Annotated in this window: 17 protein-coding genes and 1 pseudogene; 10 read left to right on the top strand and 8 right to left on the bottom strand. The window is 61.0% G+C overall.

All coding sequences use genetic code 11. The features are described from left to right. Positions 1–141: 141 nt before the first annotated feature. Positions 142–621, bottom strand: a complete 480-nt coding sequence (locus NKJ17_RS31780) for a hypothetical protein (RefSeq protein WP_352691664.1) — start codon at positions 619–621, stop codon at positions 142–144. A gap of 154 nt (positions 622–775) precedes the next feature. Here NKJ17_RS31780 and NKJ17_RS31785 point away from each other — a divergent pair, with 154 nt between their 5' ends. Continuing rightward, positions 776–1,027: a DUF982 domain-containing protein gene (locus NKJ17_RS31785; RefSeq protein WP_352509291.1), complete on the top strand. Its 252-nt coding sequence runs from the start codon at positions 776–778 to the stop codon at positions 1,025–1,027. Positions 1,028–1,114: 87 nt separating this feature from the next. Here NKJ17_RS31785 and NKJ17_RS31790 read toward each other — a convergent pair. Continuing rightward, a pseudogene (locus tag NKJ17_RS31790) lies at positions 1,115–1,413 on the bottom strand (transposase); the annotation flags it as partial. A 1,105-nt stretch (positions 1,414–2,518) separates the two neighbouring features. On the opposite strand from NKJ17_RS31790, the gene NKJ17_RS31795 reads away from it, so the two are divergent. The 3 genes from NKJ17_RS31795 to NKJ17_RS31805 all read left to right on the top strand — a co-directional run bounded on the left by NKJ17_RS31795 (position 2,519) and on the right by NKJ17_RS31805 (position 4,002). Beyond that, positions 2,519–2,668: a hypothetical protein gene (locus NKJ17_RS31795; RefSeq protein WP_352509289.1), complete on the top strand. Its 150-nt coding sequence runs from the start codon at positions 2,519–2,521 to the stop codon at positions 2,666–2,668. Positions 2,669–2,778: 110 nt separating this feature from the next. Then, positions 2,779–3,090: a PilZ domain-containing protein gene (locus NKJ17_RS31800; protein WP_352479185.1), complete on the top strand. Its 312-nt coding sequence runs from the start codon at positions 2,779–2,781 to the stop codon at positions 3,088–3,090. A 237-nt stretch (positions 3,091–3,327) separates the two neighbouring features. Continuing rightward, entirely contained in the window at positions 3,328–4,002 is a 675-nt protein-coding gene (locus NKJ17_RS31805; protein WP_352691667.1) for a protein-L-isoaspartate(D-aspartate) O-methyltransferase, read from the top strand. Positions 4,003–4,543: 541 nt separating this feature from the next. Here the strand turns inward: NKJ17_RS31805 and NKJ17_RS31810 are convergent. Beyond that, positions 4,544–7,093 (bottom strand): caspase family protein, encoded by a 2,550-nt coding sequence (locus NKJ17_RS31810; protein WP_352479183.1) that lies wholly within the window; start codon positions 7,091–7,093, stop codon positions 4,544–4,546. Between the two features lie 459 nt (positions 7,094–7,552). Between NKJ17_RS31810 and NKJ17_RS31815 the strand changes: the two genes are divergently transcribed. The 5 genes from NKJ17_RS31815 to NKJ17_RS31835 all read left to right on the top strand — a co-directional run bounded on the left by NKJ17_RS31815 (position 7,553) and on the right by NKJ17_RS31835 (position 15,311). Next, a complete protein-coding gene (locus NKJ17_RS31815) occupies positions 7,553–8,050 on the top strand; it encodes an MFS transporter (protein ID WP_352691669.1) in 498 nt (165 codons plus the stop codon). A gap of 14 nt (positions 8,051–8,064) precedes the next feature. After that, positions 8,065–8,772 carry an MFS transporter gene (locus NKJ17_RS31820; protein ID WP_352691670.1) on the top strand — a complete coding sequence of 236 codons (708 nt, stop codon included), beginning with the start codon at positions 8,065–8,067 and terminating at the stop codon, positions 8,770–8,772. Positions 8,773–8,892: 120 nt separating this feature from the next. Further along, complete coding sequence (gene cysK, locus NKJ17_RS31825; RefSeq protein WP_352509288.1) at positions 8,893–10,386, top strand: cysteine synthase A; 1,494 nt, start codon at positions 8,893–8,895, stop codon at positions 10,384–10,386. Between the two features lie 204 nt (positions 10,387–10,590). Next, positions 10,591–12,234 carry a bifunctional AfsR/SARP family transcriptional regulator/alpha/beta hydrolase gene (locus tag NKJ17_RS31830; protein ID WP_352691671.1) on the top strand — a complete coding sequence of 548 codons (1,644 nt, stop codon included), beginning with the start codon at positions 10,591–10,593 and terminating at the stop codon, positions 12,232–12,234. Between the two features lie 29 nt (positions 12,235–12,263). Beyond that, complete coding sequence (locus NKJ17_RS31835; protein ID WP_352691673.1) at positions 12,264–15,311, top strand: ATP-binding protein; 3,048 nt, start codon at positions 12,264–12,266, stop codon at positions 15,309–15,311. 62 nt (positions 15,312–15,373) lie between these two features. Here NKJ17_RS31835 and NKJ17_RS31840 read toward each other — a convergent pair whose 3' ends face one another. From NKJ17_RS31840 to NKJ17_RS31860, 5 genes are all read right to left on the bottom strand, one after another. Then, entirely contained in the window at positions 15,374–16,204 is an 831-nt protein-coding gene (locus tag NKJ17_RS31840; RefSeq protein WP_352691675.1) for an alpha/beta fold hydrolase, read from the bottom strand. After that, the gene (locus NKJ17_RS31845; protein ID WP_352509284.1) at positions 16,201–16,389 is read right to left on the bottom strand and encodes a YjiS-like domain-containing protein; all 189 of its coding nucleotides are present in this window, start codon (positions 16,387–16,389) and stop codon (positions 16,201–16,203) included. Before NKJ17_RS31845 ends, NKJ17_RS31840 begins: the two co-directional genes overlap by 4 nt. Before the next feature lie 193 nt (positions 16,390–16,582). Continuing rightward, positions 16,583–17,824 (bottom strand): NAD(P)-binding domain-containing protein, encoded by a 1,242-nt coding sequence (locus NKJ17_RS31850; protein WP_352509283.1) that lies wholly within the window; start codon positions 17,822–17,824, stop codon positions 16,583–16,585. Positions 17,825–17,912: 88 nt separating this feature from the next. Further along, entirely contained in the window at positions 17,913–18,512 is a 600-nt protein-coding gene (locus tag NKJ17_RS31855; RefSeq protein ID WP_352509282.1) for an OsmC family protein, read from the bottom strand. 1,762 nt (positions 18,513–20,274) lie between these two features. After that, positions 20,275–20,619, bottom strand: a complete 345-nt coding sequence (locus NKJ17_RS31860) for a hypothetical protein (RefSeq protein WP_352691676.1) — start codon at positions 20,617–20,619, stop codon at positions 20,275–20,277. A gap of 53 nt (positions 20,620–20,672) precedes the next feature. Here NKJ17_RS31860 and NKJ17_RS31865 point away from each other — a divergent pair. Then, on the top strand, positions 20,673–21,154 hold a 482-nt coding region (locus tag NKJ17_RS31865), incomplete at its 3' end, for a recombinase family protein (protein WP_352691678.1).

The raw sequence follows: 21,154 nt of genomic DNA on the forward strand, positions 1-21,154 counted from the left end.
CAGACCATCGACAACCCGTTCGGCACGAGGTTGTCACCCATGTCTTAGGTACATTCTGTTACCCATGTCTCCGGGTCGTACCGTCGATGTAGGTGACGCGCTCTCGCAATTTGAACCCCTGACACGCTTCGCTGGCCGTCGTTATGCGGCGTCCGCATTCTTCGTCTTGAGCAGCCGGCAGCGCTCGACCGCAGTGCGCTTCCACATGGCGTGGTCAAAGCCGGGCGAGCAGCCCATGCCAAGGAAATGCTTCCGCTGCGTCGACAAAGGGATTGTTTCCCAGTGGATACCGTAGCCGTCGCTGATGATGGCCGCAGCGGCGCAGGCCAGCCCCTCGCGCTGCAAGGCGATCGGGTTAGCAGTTTGCTCGTCGCTGGGGGCGTAAGCGTCTGGCGGTCTTCCTGAATGAGACCACGTTTTGAATGAGACCACGTTGGCCATCGGCTGCTCGATCGACACAAAGTCGGGCCTGTTGCCTTGATCATGGCGCGAAGCTGGCAACCGAGCGATCCCCTGCTCCTCGGCGTTCTCGCCGATGGCTTTGATCAGGCCAGTCTTGATCGAGAGCGATGAGCCGGGCTCATACCAAGCGCATGCGATGTCGAGGCCGAGGATTAACATTCTCACCCCTCGGCAATGCCGGCAGGAATGCCCCAAGGGCATGCAGTCGCAAGGAGCTTCTCACCGAATGTTCGCGCACCGGGTCAATCGTGACGCAACGAAATGTGGTGTTCGCCCGTAGGGTCGTAGGGACACCGCGAAAGGAAACCAGAACATGACCAGCGAACGAGACGTCGGCACGTTCGAAAAGCCCGTGACCCTGTTGCTGTCCTCGGGCAAAGTCAGTGTTTCGAGCACCCGCGAGGCCGCCGAAATGCTGCTGTATGATTGGCCCATTGGAGAGACGGGGCGCCGCATCCAGGCACGAATGGCCTGCATGAAGGTGCTCGGCGGTGGAAGCGCCCCGGAGGTAGCCCGCGCGGCATTTCTGACCGCCGCCAAGGAAGCGAAAATCTTGAACGCCTGACATCTGCTACTCTGCCGCCGCAGCAAATGCCGGCCGGTCATAGCCATTGTCGAGATGCTTGGCCGCAGTTTCGAACGCGTCCATCGCGAAGTCTGGAAAGCGGCGCTGATATTTGGCGATCAGCTTCGGATCGAAGGTTCCGGCACGGTGCGCGGGATAGTCAGCGTCATCTTCGATGTGCCCGTCAGCACCGACTTCCGCGAATGGCCTTTGCGCGATTGACGTTCCTCTCGGTGCTCTCCTCATCGAAGTGCTCGTCGAGCTCGGCGTTCAAAATGCGCTCCGAAAGCGCCTTCTTCAGGTCGTCAAGCAACCCCCTTGGCGAAAACCTCGTTCGGATCACGACCGGCAAGCAGCTGGTCCAGAAATTCTTTCCCGATAGCCATGTGATGATTCTTTCCTTCCATCGTCATGGCCTCGCACAGAACTCCTGACAGTCCCAGCGCATGACGTGATCCCTGGCTGAGTCTGCGAAGGAAAACGGTGGTCCTGGAGCAAAAAGTCCGACTCTGGGGACATTAGTCCTGCCAGTCTCGATCACGGGGCAACTTCAGCAAAGAGTGCCCCGACGGGCACAAGTCCGGCGGCCGCGCTCGGCCAACTGCTCGGCATTGAGCGCGAGCTTGGCAAGCCCCGCATTCGCCTCTTAATTCGACCCCGAATGATCCGCGAGCTATGGAAACGGGTGCATGAGCATGCCGGGCCGTCGCCAAAGTGCACGAAGCGCCCAGCCACTCAATGGATCAAGCCGGGACTGATTGGCCGCGTAAGCACTGCGCGGCGACGAGGGTCTACGCAACGCCTCGCGGCTGGACTTTTGGGATCAGATTGGGGTGACAGCGCCGTGCCGCACATGACGTTGGGCGAAGCCGCTAGGCTTACCGCAAAGCAGAGTTGAGTTGTCGCAGCGCGCCCCGGGCGGCCGATAGCCTGTGCTTTTCGAAGATTGCTAGCTTCTGCTGATAAGTGATCCGCACCTTGGCGTTGCACCCGTGGCATCTGAAGTGCGCAATCGTTCTTAGTGCAGAGCCTTTCCTTACCGCCGGATGCGAGCAATTCGGACAATTGAATGTGAGCGCAACATTAGACAAGTCTTTGGCTAAACCGGCAATAGACGGCTTCTTGGCCACGCCTGCATCTCCAGCATTCGAACCCTCGAACGAGCAAGGGCTCCGGCCCGGAACATTTGCAGCAAACGTACACATTCAATTGACCCCGATTTTAATCCTCGTCATGAAGTCGGCGCCATCCGTTGCGCTCGTTCTAGCGGCCCAGCGGCTTGCGGCGAGGGTAGACCGCTGGGCCTGACCAGCGAGCCTTTGGGAGTGCTCGCTTGACTGTGAGTATATGAGCTAGACCTAATGTAATGATACATGCGAATGAAGTACGTGGCGGCAATTCCGCTGTGTAGAAGCTGTAAGGCGCCCCGGAATGGTCGATGCGTCTGGCACCGCACGCCAGCACCGGCCGGCTAGAGTTCATTGAGCCTTGATGCCGACCCTGATCGAGAAGCCGCCCCACGGCGATGCTTGGATTCAGGAGGTGGAGTTCGACGGCTACGGGGCCGGCGTCGACCAGAAGCTTGGAACCCGTGCTGATCGACACGTCGGCAACGCGGAACCTTTGCTAGATATTACCTGAGCATGTCCTAGAATGCCACATACCTGAGCAACATGATCGCCCATTGCTGTGCGTCTGTGTTCGGTGTTTTATACTTAAGGGTGAATTTCGGCAGATCTGGCATTTTATCGATGGCAAACACCGCCAATCCACTTGATCAGAGTTCCGACGAGCATCGGCGCGAGCGCCGCCCACGTGTGCTAAAGGGCGGGACGATCATCACCGGGATCCAGAATTCCGAGATCAGCTGCACCTTGCGCAATCAGCATGAGGGGGGCGCCGAGCTGAAGGTCGCGCCCGAAGCTCGGGTTCCCGATCGCTTCTTGCTCTACGTGTCGGTCGATGGAGTTGCCTATAGATCGGAAGTTCGTTGGCGTCGCAACGACCGCATCGGCGTCAAATTCACCGGCACCGAGCCCAAACCGAAACTTCACTACGGTTGACCCACGGCAAGACGAACCTTTTCTGACACTCGCCATGAATTTTCAGCACAAGTCGCCCGGCCATTCTCTCCGAGGATAACCCGGACAGGGACGTGAACTACACAGCGCCCTTGACTGCCAAGACGGTCACCCACCCCTGCCCTGGACACCCGTGTTGGAAACGATAGCGGGCGCTACTGTGACGAACAGGATATAAGGCTCTCTGGCAGCAAGCTGGTTGAGGAAAGTCCCACCGTCATGAAGCCTATGAACGAAGAGCACCTGGCCATCCTACGCAGGCACATGGTCGAGATGATTGCAATCCATACCGACCTTGCAAGCGAAGAACTCGGCAAGGCGGCGCTCGATGAACGGGTGATGGCAGCGATGCGGCGATTGCCGCGGCATCTCTTCGTGCCAGCTTCGGTTGCACCTTACGCCTACCAGGACATGCCGCTGCCGATCGGCTTCGATAAAACCGTCTCGCAGCCGTTCATCGTCGCCCTCATGATCGATCTTCTTGCTCCCCAACCGCACGAGGCGGTGCTCGAGATCGGCACCGGCCTGGGCTACCAAACCGCAATCCTCGCGGGACTCGCCGGGCAAGTTTGGAGCGTAGAAATCATCGAGGAATTCGCAAGCCGTGCGGAGGCTCTCCTGCATGACCTCGGCTTATCCAATGTCGGCATTCGTGTCGGAGACGGGTCTCGCGGCTGGCCCGAGCACGCCCCATTCGACAAAATCCTGGTCACGGCGGCGGCTGAGCAGACACCGCCGGCTTTTCTGACGCAACTCAAGCCGGGGGGACGGCTGGTACTGCCTTTGGGATCTAAAGAAGCACAGTTTCTGACTGTCATCGACAAGGATGCGGCAGGGCAGCTCGAGACCCGGAAACTCATTCCGGTTCGGTTCAGCCGGCTCGAGACCGCCTAGTGATGTGCGACAACCGGCGCGCCGCGCTTTTCCGACCCTCAATCAGATGCCAGCCTTCGCGTTTCTTTCGTCCTTGATGAACGGGAGAAACAACCCGTCGCAGATTTTCCAAACACAAGGCAGCTTGTCTTCTGGGCTCTGCGATCCTTCTTGGCCCTCACAACTTGAGCTGATCATCCTCCCCAGCCGCCTCCCCCGCCGCCGCTCCCGCCGCTCCCACCGCTCCCGCCGCTCCCGCCGCTCCCGCCCGAAGGAGGAATGAACACAGGCGCAGGAACAGGCTCCTCCTCAACCGGTATGATCACTTTCTTGGCGGCCCTCCTGGGAGCAGGCTTGACGACCTTTGACGGAGCAACCCTGCGGACGACCTTTGGCGGGGGAACTCTGCGAAGAACCTTTGGCGCGGGCGTGGCGACCAGCGGCGTCGGTTCAACCCTAGGGACCAGGGAGGTGCAACCCATGAGGCCCACCATGATGCCGGATAACGCTGTTCCAAGTATTGCCTGTTTCAATACTCTGCCTGCCATTGCCTCCTCCTCAGTCAAAACAAGTCCCGACGCGGATTGGCTTCTTCCCAAGCCCGTCTGGCCGCGTTAACCAGTTGCGTGTCCAGTGAACCCGACCGGGGAAAATTCGATTTCAGTTCCTGGCGCAGCTGCTTCAAGGCCGCTGTTTTTGGCTTCGGACCGAACTTTGCCAGCGCTCTTTGGGCGTCCGGCAGTTCCTTGCGCACATCGAGCGCAGCCGCAAACGCAAGGAAACGCACGACATGACCCTGATCGGCCTTGTCGCCTTTTTGCATTTCGAGAGCCGCGCGATCGTAAGCTGCGAACGGGTCACCCCGTGCGATCCCGATTTCGAACAATCGCTGCGCTTCCGCGAGGCTCCGTTCCACACCGACACCGTCCCGATACATGCGTGCGAGGCTGCCGGGCGCATAGGGCTGGCCGAGATCGATTGCCTGCTGAAACAGCGCCAGCGCCGTCTTCGGATCCTTCTCAACGCCCTGCCCAGACAAGTAATTGCGGCCGAGCAGGTTCATAGAATACATATCCTGCCGCTGGACGCCGGCCTGCAGGAACGCAACGGCGCGGGCTTGGTCAGCGGTCACGCCGTTGCGGCCCTCGGTGAAGATCGCGGCCAGATCGTTCATTGCATAGGTATGGCCCATCGCCGCTGCCTTGAGCAGCAGGTCCAAGCCCTTGGCCGTGTCGGGCTTGACGCCATACCCATTGAACAAGGCGCGACCCCACGACGTCATGCCGTAGGGATCCCCCTTGTCGGACGCAGCGGCGTAAAGCGCGTTGGCCTGTGCGCGGTCGACGGCCATTCCGGTTCCGGTCGCATACATGTAGCCTAGCTCGAACACGGCACGTACGTGTCCCTTCTTGGCGGCTTGCTCGATGGCTGTCCTGCCCTCATCGACCTTGCCTGCCGCAAGGAGCGCGCGCCCAAGTTCATAGCGGAAGCGCGCAACGTCGGGATAAGCCTTCACGGCGGTCTCGCAAAGCTCTACCGCGCTGGCGCCAATTTCGTTCGGCAGCAGGCCGGGGACGACGCCTTGCAGGTCCAGAGGTTCGCCGGCAGCCGTATCGCAAGGATCGACTATTGGCGAGAGTTTCATCGTGGCTGGCTTTGATGAGCTGCTGTCCGCCCGAATCTCGAAGCCGACCTCGACCGTGGCTTCGGCGCCGATCTGTGGCTCGTAGCGCAGTCGATCGACCTCTGCGGCCATCAGGCTCGACTGGGGCGACAGGGTTCGATCGGGCAGCGAGAGCGTTCCCGTTGTCGGATATTTCGAAACTTTCAGCGTGACAGCGGGATCTTCGGTCGGGAAGTCAAGCTTCAGGAAGACCGGACCGACGCCCATGGGAACATCGATGTCGCGGTTTTCGATCGCTTCTGCCGCACCGGTGATATGAATGCCACGCTGCAATACCTTCTGCTTCTGCTCGGCCTCGAGCGAGGCCATGATCTGTTTACCCTGTGGGCCTTTGCCGCTCTTGACCCGAAACACCAGAATGCCCTGGGTTTGACCGCCCCAATTGTCATGCGTGGCATAGGCCAGCATATCCACCTCTTCCTGCGCAGCGACACCCTTGGGAACGTCCATCTGCAAGCGCGGGAGGTCCTTGCCCTGAATCGGCACGCCCACCCTGACGGGGTTGCCGTCCAGCATCAGGCGCCCCAGGGCAGGCGGTCTTTCAATGCTCAGGGTGATCGTGCCGCCGTCGATGTCTACCGGTTCGGGCAGACCCAAGCCGACGGGTCCAACACCCGACAGCACGACCTTCTCCAGCACCGGCGGCAGTGCGGGGCGACTGCTGCGGCGCATCAGCACGACTTCGTCAATCAGTGATGAGTTCTCCCAGGGAACTTGGAGGCCGTTTGTAGCTTCCACCACATCGCGGCGTACCGCCGCCATTACGGTGCGGATTTCCTGGTTAGGCGCTAGCGCGCGACGGGAAAACGCCGCCGAAAACGGGCTGAGTTCGCCGGCCCCGTCATACGCCGCCGCCCCGGGTTCGGTGGCAAATGCAATCAGCGTGTTCAGCGAGCTTTTGACCTGGGCGAGCCCGGCGTTACCGGTGGCAATGAGCTGGTCTCTCAGCCAGTAGTTCTTGCGCGGAAACGGATTGTTGCGGCAGGCATCGAGGATGATCACCTGGATCTTCGATTTCGAACGCAATTGTCCCAGCACATCGTTGAGCTTGATGGCCTGGACCTCGATGTCCGCCGCCTCCTTCAAGGAGGCATCGACCGGGATCAGGAAATTTTCGCCGCCGATCTGAAAACCGTGACCGGAATAGTAGACGACCGCAAGGTCGGCGCCGTCAACGGCGGCAAGATAATTGCGGAACTGTTCTTCGAATTGCAGCTTCGTCAGATCGCTTGCGACGAAGACCTCGAATCCTGCCAGTCGAAATGTTTTCGACACGTCCTCGGCATCCTTGACCGGGTTCTTGAGCGCGGGGAATTGTCGGTAGTCCGAATTGCCGATGACAAAAGCGACCCTTCGGTCGGCGCAAGCGTGAAAAGTCGTGAAGCTCGCAAGGAGGAAGGCTGCGACGATTGCGCAAAGTCGGAGCATGGCAACCCCATAAACGCTGTTACCTCGCGACCACAAGAACACCGCATGGGGTAGCCAGGTCCGTTAGAGAGCATGCAATCTGCCGGGACAAAAAAGGGAGAAAAGCCGTCGCGGCAGCGGGCATATTTCTCACTTGATCAAGTGCTAAATTACATCAGAGCCCGCATATCTGCAACGTCTGTCAGACGGCGCCGGCTATCCGATCACTGGTCCGCCTCGTCTGGTTCTGGGGATTTACCATTCTCGATTAGGCCTGATCTCGGTATCAGCCCCTCCTGTCGGGTAGATTGCAGGTCCAAAGTGGGCCGTTTCCACGGCCGGGTCCGGAGTTTCTACGCTGATGCACACGCCTGCTTCCATACCGCTGGGCGATGACAGCTTCGAAGATGTTCTGAGGGCAGAAACATGTCGAATCGTCAATCACCAGCGGCTGGAAACAGCGAGGTTCGGGGTAACACAATGCGGCTGCGCGGCCTGTTGGCTGCGGCCGGTGCTACGACTGCCATGGCGTTCGGATTTGGTAGCCTCGCGCTGACATCCGTTTTTATCAGGCCGCTTGAGGCGGAGTTTGGCTGGTCGCGAGCCGATATTAGCCTTGCCTACACGCTGTCAAGCGTCGGCATGGCCTTGGGCGGGCTGTTCTGGGGCCGGTTGTCCGATCGCCTGAATACCAGAAACCTGCTGTTCATCGGCTCGGCAGGTATGGTGATAGCGCTTGCCGCGATGTCCTTCGCAACTTCGCTCTGGCAGATCTATGCCGCCAATTTCGCGCTGGGCGGGCTCGGCTTTGCCTGTCTTTATGCGCCGGTACTTGCGGTAACCGGGCTCTGGTTCGACCGCCGCCGGGGCCTCGCCGTGGGGACCGTCACAGCAGGAGGAGCCCTAGGTCAAGGCATACTGCCGTACGCCGCGAATGCCTTGATTGATGGCGTCGGCTGCGCTTCGCATATGCGGTGATGGCGGCGGCGACAATGGCTGCGCTGGCGATCCTTCTGCCTGCGGTTCAAAGGCCGCCCCTCGGCGACGTTCTTCCCGTCCCCGTGCGTTTTTCAACAGAGCCAGCTTTCCAAGGTGGCCGGATTTCTCCCGTGGCGCTCCTGTCTGCGGCAGCCTTTCTCTGCTGCGCCTGCATGGGGGTCCCGCTGATGCACCTCACGAGCTTCGTCACGGCCGTGTGCGGATCTTCGGATGTCGGATCGCTCAGCCTGTTGATCGCGATGCTGTTCGGCGCCGCCGGGCGGATCGCATTCGGGCTCCTCGCCGACCGGGCAGGCAACCTTGCTGCCTATGCACTGGCATCTTTCATTCAGACGGCATGCGTTGCGATTTTTCCCGCGCTAGACCAGCAGCTGAGCCTCTTGGTGCTGTCGGCAGTCTTCGGTTTTGGTTTTGCTGGAAACATGACCTGCCTGATCCTCTGCGTACGCCAGTTTGTGCCAGCCGAACGCTTTGGCCAGTCACTCGGCACTGTCATGCTGATCGCCTGGGTAGGCATGGGCATGGCCGGCTATTTCGGCGGCTTCGTCTATGACCACTTCGGCAGCTATAGGCCCGCTTTCCTAATTGCATCTGCCGCGGGCGCAGCCAATCTGGCCGTGCTGGCTGTATTGGCGTCGTTCGGTGCGAGAGCGCTGGCCCCATGCGGCGGCGGACTTCCAGATCCTGCAGTGGGCCACTGATTCAAGCGTTGGAATCGCTGAATTCCACGTTGGGTCAAACGCTGCAAACCTCGGCTTTCCTGCCAATTTCAGAGATCAAAGGGACGGAATGCCGCCGTCGCTAAACAAGGACCAACTGAGATGAGCCCAATCCACGACAGCATTCTCGACACGATCGGTGACACGCCGGTCGTGCGCCTTTCGCGCATAAACAACGGCGCCGCCTCGCTCTATGCCAAGATCGAAGCGTTCAATCCTGGCGGATCGGTCAAGGACCGTTTTGCCGCCGCCGTCATCCAACAAGCGGAGCGTTCTGGATTACTTCGACCTGGCCAGACCGTGATCGAGGCGACGAGTGGCAACACAGGCATTGGGCTCGCCATGGTTTGCGCCACGAAACGCTATCCTCTTGTTATCGTCATGCCGGAAAACGCCAGCCTCGAACGCCGCAAGCTCATGCGTTTCTTCGGTGCCAAGGTCGTGTTGACACCTGCCGTCGAGCGTGGCAGCGGCATGCTGGCCAAGGCGATCGAGCTGGCCGAAACGCACGGCTGGTTCCTCTGCCGGCAATTCGAGACGCCCGTCAACGCCGATATTCATGCCCGCACGACAGCGCTCGAAATTCTCGCGGCTTTTCAGGACCGTCCACTCGATTACTGGGTCACCGGCACAGGGACCGGCGGAACTCTTGCCGGTGTGGCGCGAGTGCTCAAGCGCGAGCGGCCGCAAACGCGAATCATCGTGTGCGAGCCCGATAATTCGGCACTGCTGTCGAGCGGCATTCCCCAAAGCTTTGACGACCACGGACTGCCGACACGAGCGCACACCCGCTTCCGGCCACACCCGATGCAGGGGTGGAGCCCAGATTTCATTCCGCAAATTGTAGGCAATGCCATGGCCGACAACCTTGTGGACGAGATCCTGCCCGTTTCAGGTGCCAGCGCCCTAGAAGTCGCACGCCGGCTTGCGAAGGAAGAGGGAATATTGGCGGGCATCTCCGGCGGAGCAACCTTGAGCGGGGCACTGGAAATCGCTCGGCGCGCCGGCCCGGACCAGAGCGTGCTCTGCATGTTGCCTGACACAGGCGAGCGGTATCTCAGCACGATCCTGTTCGATCATATCAGCGACGAAATGTCGGAGGCCGAGGAGGCGATCTCTCACTCTACACCCGGCTACCGCTTCGACCGGCCGCCATCCTTCGCGCTGTCATCGGCGCCCGCGAACGACATCCAAATCGATCCGTTGGCGCATGAGTTTATTGATGAGGCGATCAATGATTTGGAGCACCCGGTAGTCATGTTCGCTCTGACATGGTGCGAATTCTGCTGGACGGTAAGAAAGCTCTTCGATCGTGCCGGAATCGCCTACAAGTCCATCGACATCGATACCCCGGAATTCCAGAAGATCGGCCTGGACGGAGAAATCCGAAAGGCCCTGAGAGCCCGGATTGGCTCGCCTACAATTCCGCAGGTCTTTGTCGGCGGCGAGCATCTCGGTGGCTGCCTAGATACACTTGCAGCATGGCGAGACGGCACGCTCGGCGCCCGGCTGGAGTCTATTGGCGCAAACTACACACCCGGCGCATGTGCAAATCCCGACAGCCTGCTGCCCCGATGGATGCGGGCGGCGGCGTGAGACGCATCGTCGCTACCAACCCAGAACGAGGCAACACGGACGCCATCCGCTTCCGGTTCGGCTTCATGTAGACTTTTCCGTGCCGACCTCCCCGAAGCGAGGAGCAAGTCAGATCGCTCGCGTTTCTGAAACGAACGGTTTCGGCAGCGGCACGAACTTGATACATTCTACCGCTAATTTAGCAGGCGCACTGGGATCGGCAAAGTGTCGCTCGAAATTCGCCTCCTCGGAGATCTGACCGTCCTTCGCCATGGCGAGGTCGTTTCCTTGCCGCGTTCGAAAAAGACGCGGGCGCTGCTGGCCTATCTTGCGCTTGTCGAGCGCCCGCAGCGGCGCGAGCGCCTTTGCGAAATGTTCTGGGAGGTACCGGACGATCCTCGCGGCGCTCTTCGCTGGAGTCTCTCCAAGATACGGCAGGTCGTCGACCTCGGGCAGGGCGAGATCCTGCAAGCCGACCGCAACGCAGTTCGCCTGAACACCAGCCAAATGACGCTGGACATCGCGCCTCTCCGGGGTCTCGGCGCTCGCGACATAGAGGCCCTTGAACGGGAGCAACTGGAGGCCCTCGCCCGAGCGTTTCGCGGACGTTTCCTGGATGACCTTTCATTGCCGCGCTGTCCGGAATTCGAGGCCTGGCGCATTGCGACTGCCGACGAACTACACGTGACGCGTCTGCGCATCCTTCGCGTGCTCGTCGACCGGCTGGCGGATGATTGCCCTGCTCGGGCGCTTCCGTACGCGCATGACCTGCAGGCGCTGGAGCCCGAGGACGGCGCACTTCGAGCCGACATCCGCCGTCTAAGCGAGGCTGCACGGCAGTCCGCCATGGTCCAAAGCAGCGCCACGAGAACGGACACTCAGATCGCTCCCGCGGGTGAGACCGTCACTTCGACGCAGGTTCTGCCTACGCTGGAGATGCAGCTTGCTTCTCCGCCGGAAGTGGTGCTTGCGCAGGAGATCCGCCGGTGCACGACACCCGACGGCGCGCGCCTGGCCTACGCATTGAGTGGTCAAGGTCCCCCTTTGGTGAGGGCCGCCCACTGGATGTCCCATCTCGAGCTCGAATGGGACAGTCCGGTGTGGAAGCATTGGATCGAGGGCCTCTCCGCGCACTACCAGCTGATACGCTACGACCAGCGCGGCAACGGCCTATCAGACCGGTATCCCGCCGACCTTTCCTTTGATGCCATGGTCGCCGACTTGGAGAGCATCATCGATGCCGCTGGTCTGCGCCGCGTATCCCTGCTTGGCATTTCCCAAGGGTGTGCCGTCTCGATCGCGGATGCCGGCAGTCATCCTGAGCGCGTGGCGGGAATGGTGCTGTATGGCGGATTTACCAAGGGCTGGCGCAAACGAGGCAATCAGCGCGAAATAGCGCGTCGCGAAGCCATGGGAGCGCTAATACAGGAGGGCTGGGGCCAAGACGACCCGGTATTCCGCCAGATGTTCACCTCCCTCTTCATTCCGGAAGCAACGCCGGAACAGAAGAATTGGTACAATGAGCTGCAACGCAGTACCGTCTCGCCGGAGATTGCCCATCGAATCTTCGAGGAAGGCGCCGTCATCGATGTGGACGACCTGTTGCCCCGAGTTCGCGTTCCGACCCTGGTGATGCATGCCATTGGGGATGCCGTCATTCCGTTCGATATGGTCAGGCAATCGCTGGGAAAATCCCCGGCGCGCGTTTCGTTGCGCTCGATAGCGCCAATCACGTGCTGCTTGGTCACGAACCAGCGTTCGCAACCTTTGTGGATGAAACGCGTCGTTTTCTTGCGGACCCCGAACAGACGCAGCAACTCGCGGGTCCTCCGGCGTCCTTGGGAATCAACCGCTCTCGGCAGTACATAACCGTGCTTGCCGCGGAAGTGGTCAGTCCCATGCATCTCCTCGAAACAGAAGATCCGGAGGTGGCGATCCGCGAATTCCAGCCCCTCGAGGATCGCTTGATACAGGTCGTGGAGAGCCATGGCGGTACCATCACATCGTCTGCTGACGGGACAATCACGGCAGCATTCGGCCTTGCTCGCGCCACAGAGGATCACGCGTATCTTGCGTGCCGCGCCGCGCTCGCGGCTAAGCTAGCCGTGGAGGAGCTCTCCCACGGCGGCACCCGGTTGAGGGCCGGAATAGACACCGGCGAGGTCATCGTGCGGCAACAATGGACGAGCGAAGGCAGCAAGGTTGAACTGGCCGGCGCCGCGCCGCGTGCAGCCAACCGGCTGATGCGTGCCTTGCACCGTGCGACGATCGCCGCAACGGCCCGGGCGCGCGCAGCCGCCGGAGGCTATGTGCAGATGCACCGCTTAGCGCATTCGGAGCATCCGCAACTTGGCCGTGACGAACGTATTTACGAATTGTTGGGCGAGAACCACGCTCTGTCGCGCTGGCACCTGAGGGCCAACCGCGGCCTTACCGGATTGGTGGCGCGCGAGCTTGAGCTCAAAATGCTTCTTGCAACTTGGCGCCGGGTCAGGGAGGGCCACGGCCAGATCATTGGCATCGTCGCCGATCCCGGCATGGGCAAGTCGAGACTTGCCCACGAATTTCTCTCCCTCGACGAGGTTGCTGGTTTTACTGTCCTTGAATGCGGCGGTCTGGAGTTTGATTCATCGGTCGCTCTAGGCACTGTAAAGAAGCTGTTGCTCTCGGCTTGTGGCATTCGCGGCGAGGACGGCTTGGCGGACGCCCAGCGCCTGTTTGCCCTTAAGCAGGCGGAACTGGACCTGGATCCACGTCATGCGGCGCCGCTTTCATTCCTCGCGGACCTGCCGGTCAACGATTCTGCGTGGCTGCATCTCGATGCGCGGGAGCGGACCTCACGGGTATCCGAGGCGATGAGCGCTTTTCTGGTTGCCTTGAGCCGAGCCTCGCCCGTCGCCATGCTTATAGAGGATCTGCACTGGATCGATGCTGAGAGCGAGGCCGTGGTCAACAGGCTGGTCGAAGTGATGGGCGCCAACCGCATCATGCTTCTCGCCACCTATAGGCCGCAGTACCGGCATGAATGGAACCGCCGCGGCTATTTTCAGCAGATGAGGCTGGAGCGGTTCGCGCGGGACGAGATGGACCAGTTCCTCACCGAATTACTGGGATCCGATCCCAGCCTGGGTGAACTGCGGAAAACACTTGCCGAGCGGGCCGAGGGCACACCGCTCTTTCTGGAAGAAATGGTGCGCGGACTGGTTGCGGACGGTGCACTTGTCGGCCATTCGGGCCGCTACGAGCTCAAGACGCCGGTGGACTCCATCACCATCCCCTCGACGGTTCAGTCGCTCATCGCCGCACGTATCCAGCAGCTGGGTGACTCGGAAAGGCAGGTACTCCAAGTCGCTTCGGTTATCGGTAAGAATGTTCCATATCCGCTGCTGAGCGCGCTCTCGCCGCTGCCGGATGCCGAACTGGAATCATGCCTGGCCAAACTGCAGAGTCTGGAATTCCTGTTCGAGGTCCAGAGCTATCCTAACGTGGAATATACGTTCAAGCACGCCTTGACGCTCAAGGTGGCCTACGAATCCCTGCTGGCGGAGGACCGAAAAAGGCTGCATCGGGGTGCACTGCTTGCGATGGACACGCTCTATGCCGGATCGCTGAACCATCACGTCGAGGAAATGGCGGAGCACGCGCTTCGTGCCGAGGCGTGGGAACCTGCCGCGGACTATCTGCTGCAAGCGGCGGGTCGGGCTGAGGAACGCTCGGCCTATTCCGCCGCCGTCCAGTTCCTAGAACGCGCCCGCAAGGCAGTCGCCGCGTTGCCGCGAAATCCGAAAACTCTCGCCCAAGCAATAGCCCTGCGGGTGCGGATGCGGCCTGCCTACGGCGCCCTGGGTGCCTATCGGAAGGCGCTGCCGCAGCTGTTGGAAGCGCGCGAACTGGCCATGGAACTGGGCGATCCGCAACTCATCTCCGAGGTGCTGCTCCATTTGAGCTATCTCAACAGCTCCCATGGCCGCTACGAGGAGGCGCTGGAACCGGCCGACACACTCAAGCGCGGCGCCACGGCAAATGGCGTGCAGCGCTGCATAAGCGAGTCGGATCTGGCCGCCTCACAGGCGCTTCTGATCCGCAGCGAGGCGCGGCAGGTGCTCGAGCGGCTTGTTCCGCATGAGGAGAGGTTCACCAAAGCTTGGCGTCTGGAGCGTTTCGGACAGCTCGGTGCGCGAGCGGTTTGGTACCTGGGGCATCGCGCGCAGGCCGAAGCGCGCCTTGGCCGTTTCGACGATGCGGAGCGTTCGCTTGCCGAACTCCAGAAGGTCGCGGCCGAAGTGGCGCGCCCGATCGACAGCTGCGCTGCCGCCTATTTCACCGGTGTGGTGGGTGTCCTGCGCGGGCCCGAGCCGGAGCTTGTCGAGGCGTTGCAGTTGTGGTCCTCCGAAGCTGCGACCAGCGCATCAATCCTTCTGCGGCCATGGCTGTTGACGATGCTTGGGCACGCGGAATTCCTGCTCGGCCGCAACTACGACGCGGGCGCCACCTTGGAAATGGCGGTGACCGAGGCTGAGCGGCTCGATCTTGCCCAGTTCGAATGTCACGCGCGCGCGGTGCTCGCATGCGTGCGTGCGCGCCTGTGTGAGCCGGAAGCTGCGGCCAATCTGGGCCATGCGCTCGAGCTTGCACGGGGACGTGGCGATCCGTGGAGCGAGATCATCGTACTGCGCGGTATTGCCGAGCTGAAACCTCCCAGATCAGCCATTAGCTGGCTCGAACAGGCCTGCAATCTTGCCAGGCGGGTTGAATTGCGGCCGGAGCTTGCCCGCTCCTTGTTGGCTCTCGGCCTCGCGAAGCGTCGCGGTAAAATTGCTAGCGCGGATGCCGCTCTCGCGGAAGCGGGCAGGCTCTACTCAGAAATGCAGATGCGCGAGGATTTTTCCGACACAGAGGTCCCGGCCGGAAAAATCGCGCACGATCGCATAGCCGCTACGGTGTGATCCCCCGCACCCAAGGATCTGCTTCGAAGGTTTGCGCTGCCCTTAGGGCAAGCAAGTCGCGGTCACGCGGCTCGCGATCGTGCGGTGTCGTGCAACAATATCCCACGGACCAAACGATCCGCCACCAGATTTGCGTGGGTCAGCGGCCCCATATGTCCGGCGCCAGGAACAATCGCCCCGATCGCAGTCGGAACACGGGAAACGAGTTCCCGGGCGATGAGCTGCGTTGGAACTGGCGCAAATTCGCCACGCAATACCAGGACCGGAAAGCCAAACCGGGCATATTCGCTTGCTGGCGTCGATTCATGGATCAATGCCTGGAAGTCCAGGCTGGCCTTCGGCAGAAACCGCACAAGCGCCACCTGCAGTTCCGGCTTCATCGCAGCGAATGCGCCGTCCCCACCCCAGTAGTCGATAAAACGAGCTGTCGCGGTCTGGTAACGGCCGTTGATCAAGCCGTCTTGAACGGCGCCTGCGATCCCCAAGATCTCACCCAATGCCTCGTGCCCCTCCGATTCCAGCTCGCGCAGCAGGTGAAAGGCAGAGGGCTCATAAAGCGAGAGGCTGGCTATTCGATGTGGACGCTTCGCAGCTATATGCAGCGCCAATCCACCGCCATAGGAATGGCCAACAAGATGCACAAGTCCCTCATGGCGATCGATCATTTCTATGATGGCAGCGGCTTCGTCAGCCAAACGGAAAGCGGCGGAACCAGTCCAGGTTCCGCCGCCCGGCGCGCCGATCAGATCGGGTGCGCTGAACCGGAACGTGTCGTCGAGCCGCTCCAACAATGCGCGCCATTGTCGTCCGCTGCCGCCCGAACAGTGCAGGGCGATTACAAGCGGTGCGTTGCACGCCTCATGCGAGACATTGAACGTCGATGCGGCGGTCACCGAGCCCCGCCCTCCTCCTCCTTCGAAGGACGCATCCGACGGCTGGTATCACGCCTGCCAAACGAGGTGATCGAGTTGATCTCGAAGCGGGTGACGCCGACGTCGCGCAAGATGTAGTCTGGCAACTCGTAAAGCTGCCGACGATCCCCGTGGATGCGAATGAAACGCCAGACTGCGGCCAACATTGTTCCGCCGGCCCCGCGCAAACCTCGCGTTGTGGTGAGGGACCCGGATGGATTTACCATTGCACTCATTGTTTTCTCCATTGGTTGCGGGCCGCTGACTGCGGCGCCAGTGGGGACCTTTGTCGGGGTCGGCCGTGTGCCTCATCGTTGAAGGCAGCATGGATTTTTGCCGCGCCAGCGTTGTATTGGGCGGTCAGGCCGCGGCTCGGTGCGGAGCGGCGAGAAACATTGCCAGGTGCGCCGTCAGCGCCTCGGCATCGCGGCCGACACCGTCAAGGAAGCTGGAGCTTCGATGACGCATGAAATTGAGGCCGAGCACGTAAAGACCCGGATACGGGCAGACGCCGCCATCGTTCAGGATTTCGCCCTGGGCGTCGAAAACATCCAGCTTCAGCCATGGGTATTCCCGGCGATAGCCGGTGGCCCATACGACGGTCTCGATACCCTGGTCGATGAGGTCGATTTCGGTCGGCTCGGCGTTCAGAATCAGGTTCGGAATGGGAAGCGGATCGATTGGGCAGCGGCCCTCGCCGACGGCCGCGCGGTCGATCTTGGCCAGCACCCGCCTCAGCCTGCGTTCCGCCGCCGTGGTCGTGTCGGCGAGATCGCCGTTGAACCGAATGCGTGTGTCGCCAGCGGCAGCCGCTCGACCGACAAGACGAACGCCTTGCCCCCCGAGACCGGCAAGGTCGAGCGTCCTGCGTTCGGGTGTGCCTATCAGCTGTAGCGAGGGCTGCCGTCTTGCTGCATCAAGATCCGGAACTTCAGCGACAGGCTTGGCAAGCATTCCCAGCCGGTCGAGCCACCACATGATGTCGTGCCCGCGGTAAAGCCTCGGTAGGCGTGTATGACTGCCGACCGACAGGGTCACTGGGCGCCCGGAGCGATTGATCTCTTCCGCAAGTTGTATGCCGGTCGCCGAGGCCCCGGCCACGAGAACGCCACCCTGAGGCAGTTGCTGAGGATTGCGATAGCCCCGCGGCACGATCTGCCTGATACGGGGGGAGATCTGCCTCGCTATTGACGGAATGCGTGGCCTGTCGCTGTATCCGGTCGCGACCACGATCGCACGCACGCTCCATTGGCCGCGATTGGTCAGCAGCCGGAAGCCTCTGTCGATCCTTTTGGTCGAGAGCACCTCCACACCGTCCTCTATCGGTGAAGTTGTCGAGCGCGCGTAATTCTCCAGGAATGCGACGGTCTCGGCCGTTGTCATGAAGCCATCGGGGTCGGCACCGCGATAGCCGCCGCCGGGCAGGCGCGTCATCCAGTTGGGCGTGAGCAGGCGAAGGGAATCCCACCGTTCACTGCGCCAGCGCTCAGCGATCCGGCCGCGCTCCAGCACGACATGGTCGATGCCGCTTTCGCTTAGACAATGGCTCATGGCGAGACCCGCCTGTCCGGCGCCGATGACGGCCACATCTGTGCGCTGCATGGAATCTGCACCCTTATATGGCGGGGACACCAGATCGCCGGCGGCATCCCTTCCTGGACGAAGCCGGCGATGTTGCTTCGATCAGAGATCAGCCTTTCACGGCAACCGAGATCGGCACGCCGTTGGTCAGTACGTCGAACACCGCGGAACGGGCACGCGACTGCATCACGATCTCCTCGAGCTTCTCGGCAGGAGCATCGCCCTTGATTTTGAAGGAGATACGGATGCCTTGATAGCCGTTGCGGACTTCATTTGAGATGCCGAGGATGCCGCGAAGGTCGATGTCGCCTTCCACTGTCGCTTCCACCTGATGAAGCGTCACCCCACGCACGGCCGCAATGTTCGCGATACCGGCTGTAAGGCATGAAGCAAGCGCGTGGAGAAGATATTCGACCGGCGTCGGGCCGTTGTCGGCGCCGCACAGGACCGCTGGATGGTCGCTATCAGCCTGGTAGGCCATCACGTGGGACTGCTCGACGCCGGCTCCGAAGAAGTTGGTCATCGTGCTGCTGCTGTGGGTGCCTGCAATCCACCGGCTTTTGGCACGGAACTGGAACTTGGCAAGCTCCGGCTGGCCCGCGACGGCGTTGATGGTGGCCAGAAGGGTGGGCGTATCAACGCCGTTCCTCGGCTCCCGCGGCGCCTTCTTCATGGAAGCCTTTTCCATGACCATTGTATCGTCCTGCATGTCATTCACTCCTGAGTTCGGATTTTGCGCGACCGGGATAGCCCCGCACGGCCAAACCTCGGCCGTCAGCGTTTGATGTGCAGTTGGAACGACAGTGGGAATCGAGAGGTTTTTTGCACCAGCCAGTCGTGAACAGCGCCAGATCCGCGATCCAGCGAAACGACGGGCCTTCAAACGCTTGTTTCCCGCAAAGCTGCGATCACCAGCAAGCGCTGAGAAGGCGTGCCAACCGAAACCGCAGGAGATCGGACCATGTCTCGTTCATTTGGGATAGAGACCCGGCCGTGCTCAACCGGTTGGGCAGTCATCGTTCGCGGACCAAACAAGGCTGAGGTGCCTGCCACATTGCGAAGATCCACACGTATGCGGGCACCTTAAATCGCCCCGATCAATGTGGACGCAACGGCGCCCTTTAAACTGATACGTGTTACTCTGGAAGTCCCGCCCTACGAAGGCCCTCGGTATACCTATTCCGATCGTCCAATCGCCGGAACGGCGGCAATACGTCGGCAAGATTCGAAAGCCGCAGCGCCGGGTCGAACGCGCATAGCGGGCGATCATTTCCCTGGCTTCCGCGAGCCGCCCCGCCCAGGCATGGCCCGCCGCCACTACGCGCATCGCGCTCGCGTAGTTTGGTTGGTGCCGCAACGACCTTCCAGCCCACGCGACGGCATCGCCGTAGCGGCCAGCACAGAAATGAGCGAGCCCAGTGTTGAACTGCCAAGCGAACAGGCGCGGATCAAATGGGCTCAGCCGCATCGCAAGCGCGGCGTGTTCGACGGCTCTGTCTGGCTCGCCCAAGCAAACCTTCACCCAGCTGTTGAGGCCCAAGGCAGCTGCCAAGTTCGGGTTGAGAGCGAGCGCGCGATCGAGGCAAGCTGCGCTCTCATCGAGGTCACCACTTACATAGCCGAGGACGTACCCACCGTGGGAGAGCGCGACCGCATCGTCCCTCCCAAATTTCAACCGCTTTCCTGGCTAGTTGCCATTGGGGGAGTAACGTCCCCTCCTCTTTTGCAGCAGCCAGGAATGCCTTGCGGGCCTCCTCAGCTTCCATCTCGTCGAATATACGGCCATGCAAACGCGCACCGCGAGGTCCCACCCAGGGCCACGCTTCGTCCACTTCACCAGCTCCTCGCCGGCTGTCTTGGCGTTGTCGACGTTGCGGATGATCCGGGACGCTCGGTTTTTGACGGGGGCCGGAGGGCTGAACCAGTGACGAGACGTGAGGGGCCTTAGGGGCGGCTAGCGAGTTTCCTCTCCACTAGCCCGCTAGCGATGAGATGGTTAACCTTTTGTTAGCCATGTGTGGGACCGTGATGGGACTGTTTCCAAACGTTCGTCGACCGTTGTCTTGGCGGTCGGTACGAAGCCGTTATGCATCATCTTCCAGTATTTGTCGCCCTGGCCATTTCGCTTGTCGTGGGTTTAGCCGTGGCGATGGGTTTAACATGAACGCCAACACGCTCCCAAGCGAGGCTATTCGTGGTGGTGGAACGCAACTGACAGTCCGAAGGCCGGGGCCGCACCGACTATAAGGTAGACCAGCTTATCGTCAGTAACCAGCAGATGCGGAGCGCCCCAGCGCACCGGCGGCCTCCCCGCTCGCAATCCAAATAGACGTCTTTCAGCTGTTTGATTGGCATGTCAGCGTAAGCGAACGCGAGGTCCTGAGCGTCAGAAGCCGACAATGAAGCCGGACTGATTGCGATCAGCACGGTGCCGAGCGTCACAGGCGCGAGGGACTTAACAACTGACATGATCATTTTGAGATCCTCCCCAGCTCCCGTCGGTCAACATCCAGTCCTTGGGGTCGCAGGTGTAGTGCCGTTCGAAGGTCCCATCCGCCCGCCGCTGCTTGTCGAAGCCTCGATGTAAGGCTCGATCGCGCGCTCGTGGACCAGCCAAAGGGGATCTCGGCCGAGGCGTAGCCACTGCCGGCGGCCAACCGTTTCGGGATCGAGGCCGAAGCGATCCTGGTGCGCTCGATCGTCGTGCCGGCCGCGCCTGCCTCCGCATGACGGATGGCGCGGCTTCGCAAATCGCACATGATTTCGTCACGTGAGATGCCGATGTCGCCAAGGACGTCATCGGGTAAACGGCTCAACTGGTCCGTTGCCGACCAGAGAGCTTTTCGCTCGCGTAACCACCTACATTCGCATGTCCACTGAACATCAACGCTATTCGCTCGAGAACCAGGCGATGGCCATTACGGAGTACGCGGAGCGGCGCGGATACACTATCGTCCAAACCTACGAAGACGCTGGGAAAAGCGGCCTGAGCATAAGAGGTCGCGACGGACTGAAGCAGTTACTAGCCGATGTCGTCACTGGCCAAACGACTTTCTCGGCAATTCTCGTCCTTGACGTCAGCCGCTGGGGCCGCTTTCCGGATACGGACCAATCCGCTCATTACGAGTTTCTCTGTCGTGATGCAGGCGTCGCGGTGGAATATTGCGGCGAACAATTCGAGAACGACGGCAGCATGGTCTCTGCGATCCAAGAATATGAAACGGGTGATGGCAAGCGAGTACAGCCGCGAGCTATCCGCAAAGGTCTCCAGAGCGCACCTGCAGCAGGCTCGTCTCGGATTCAGCCAGGGCGGACCTGTGCCCTACGGCGTCAGGCGACTGTTGCTGGATA

It is taken from the genome of Mesorhizobium sp. M0208 (assembly GCF_040322015.1).
Taxonomy (GTDB): Bacteria; Pseudomonadota; Alphaproteobacteria; order Rhizobiales; family Rhizobiaceae; genus Mesorhizobium.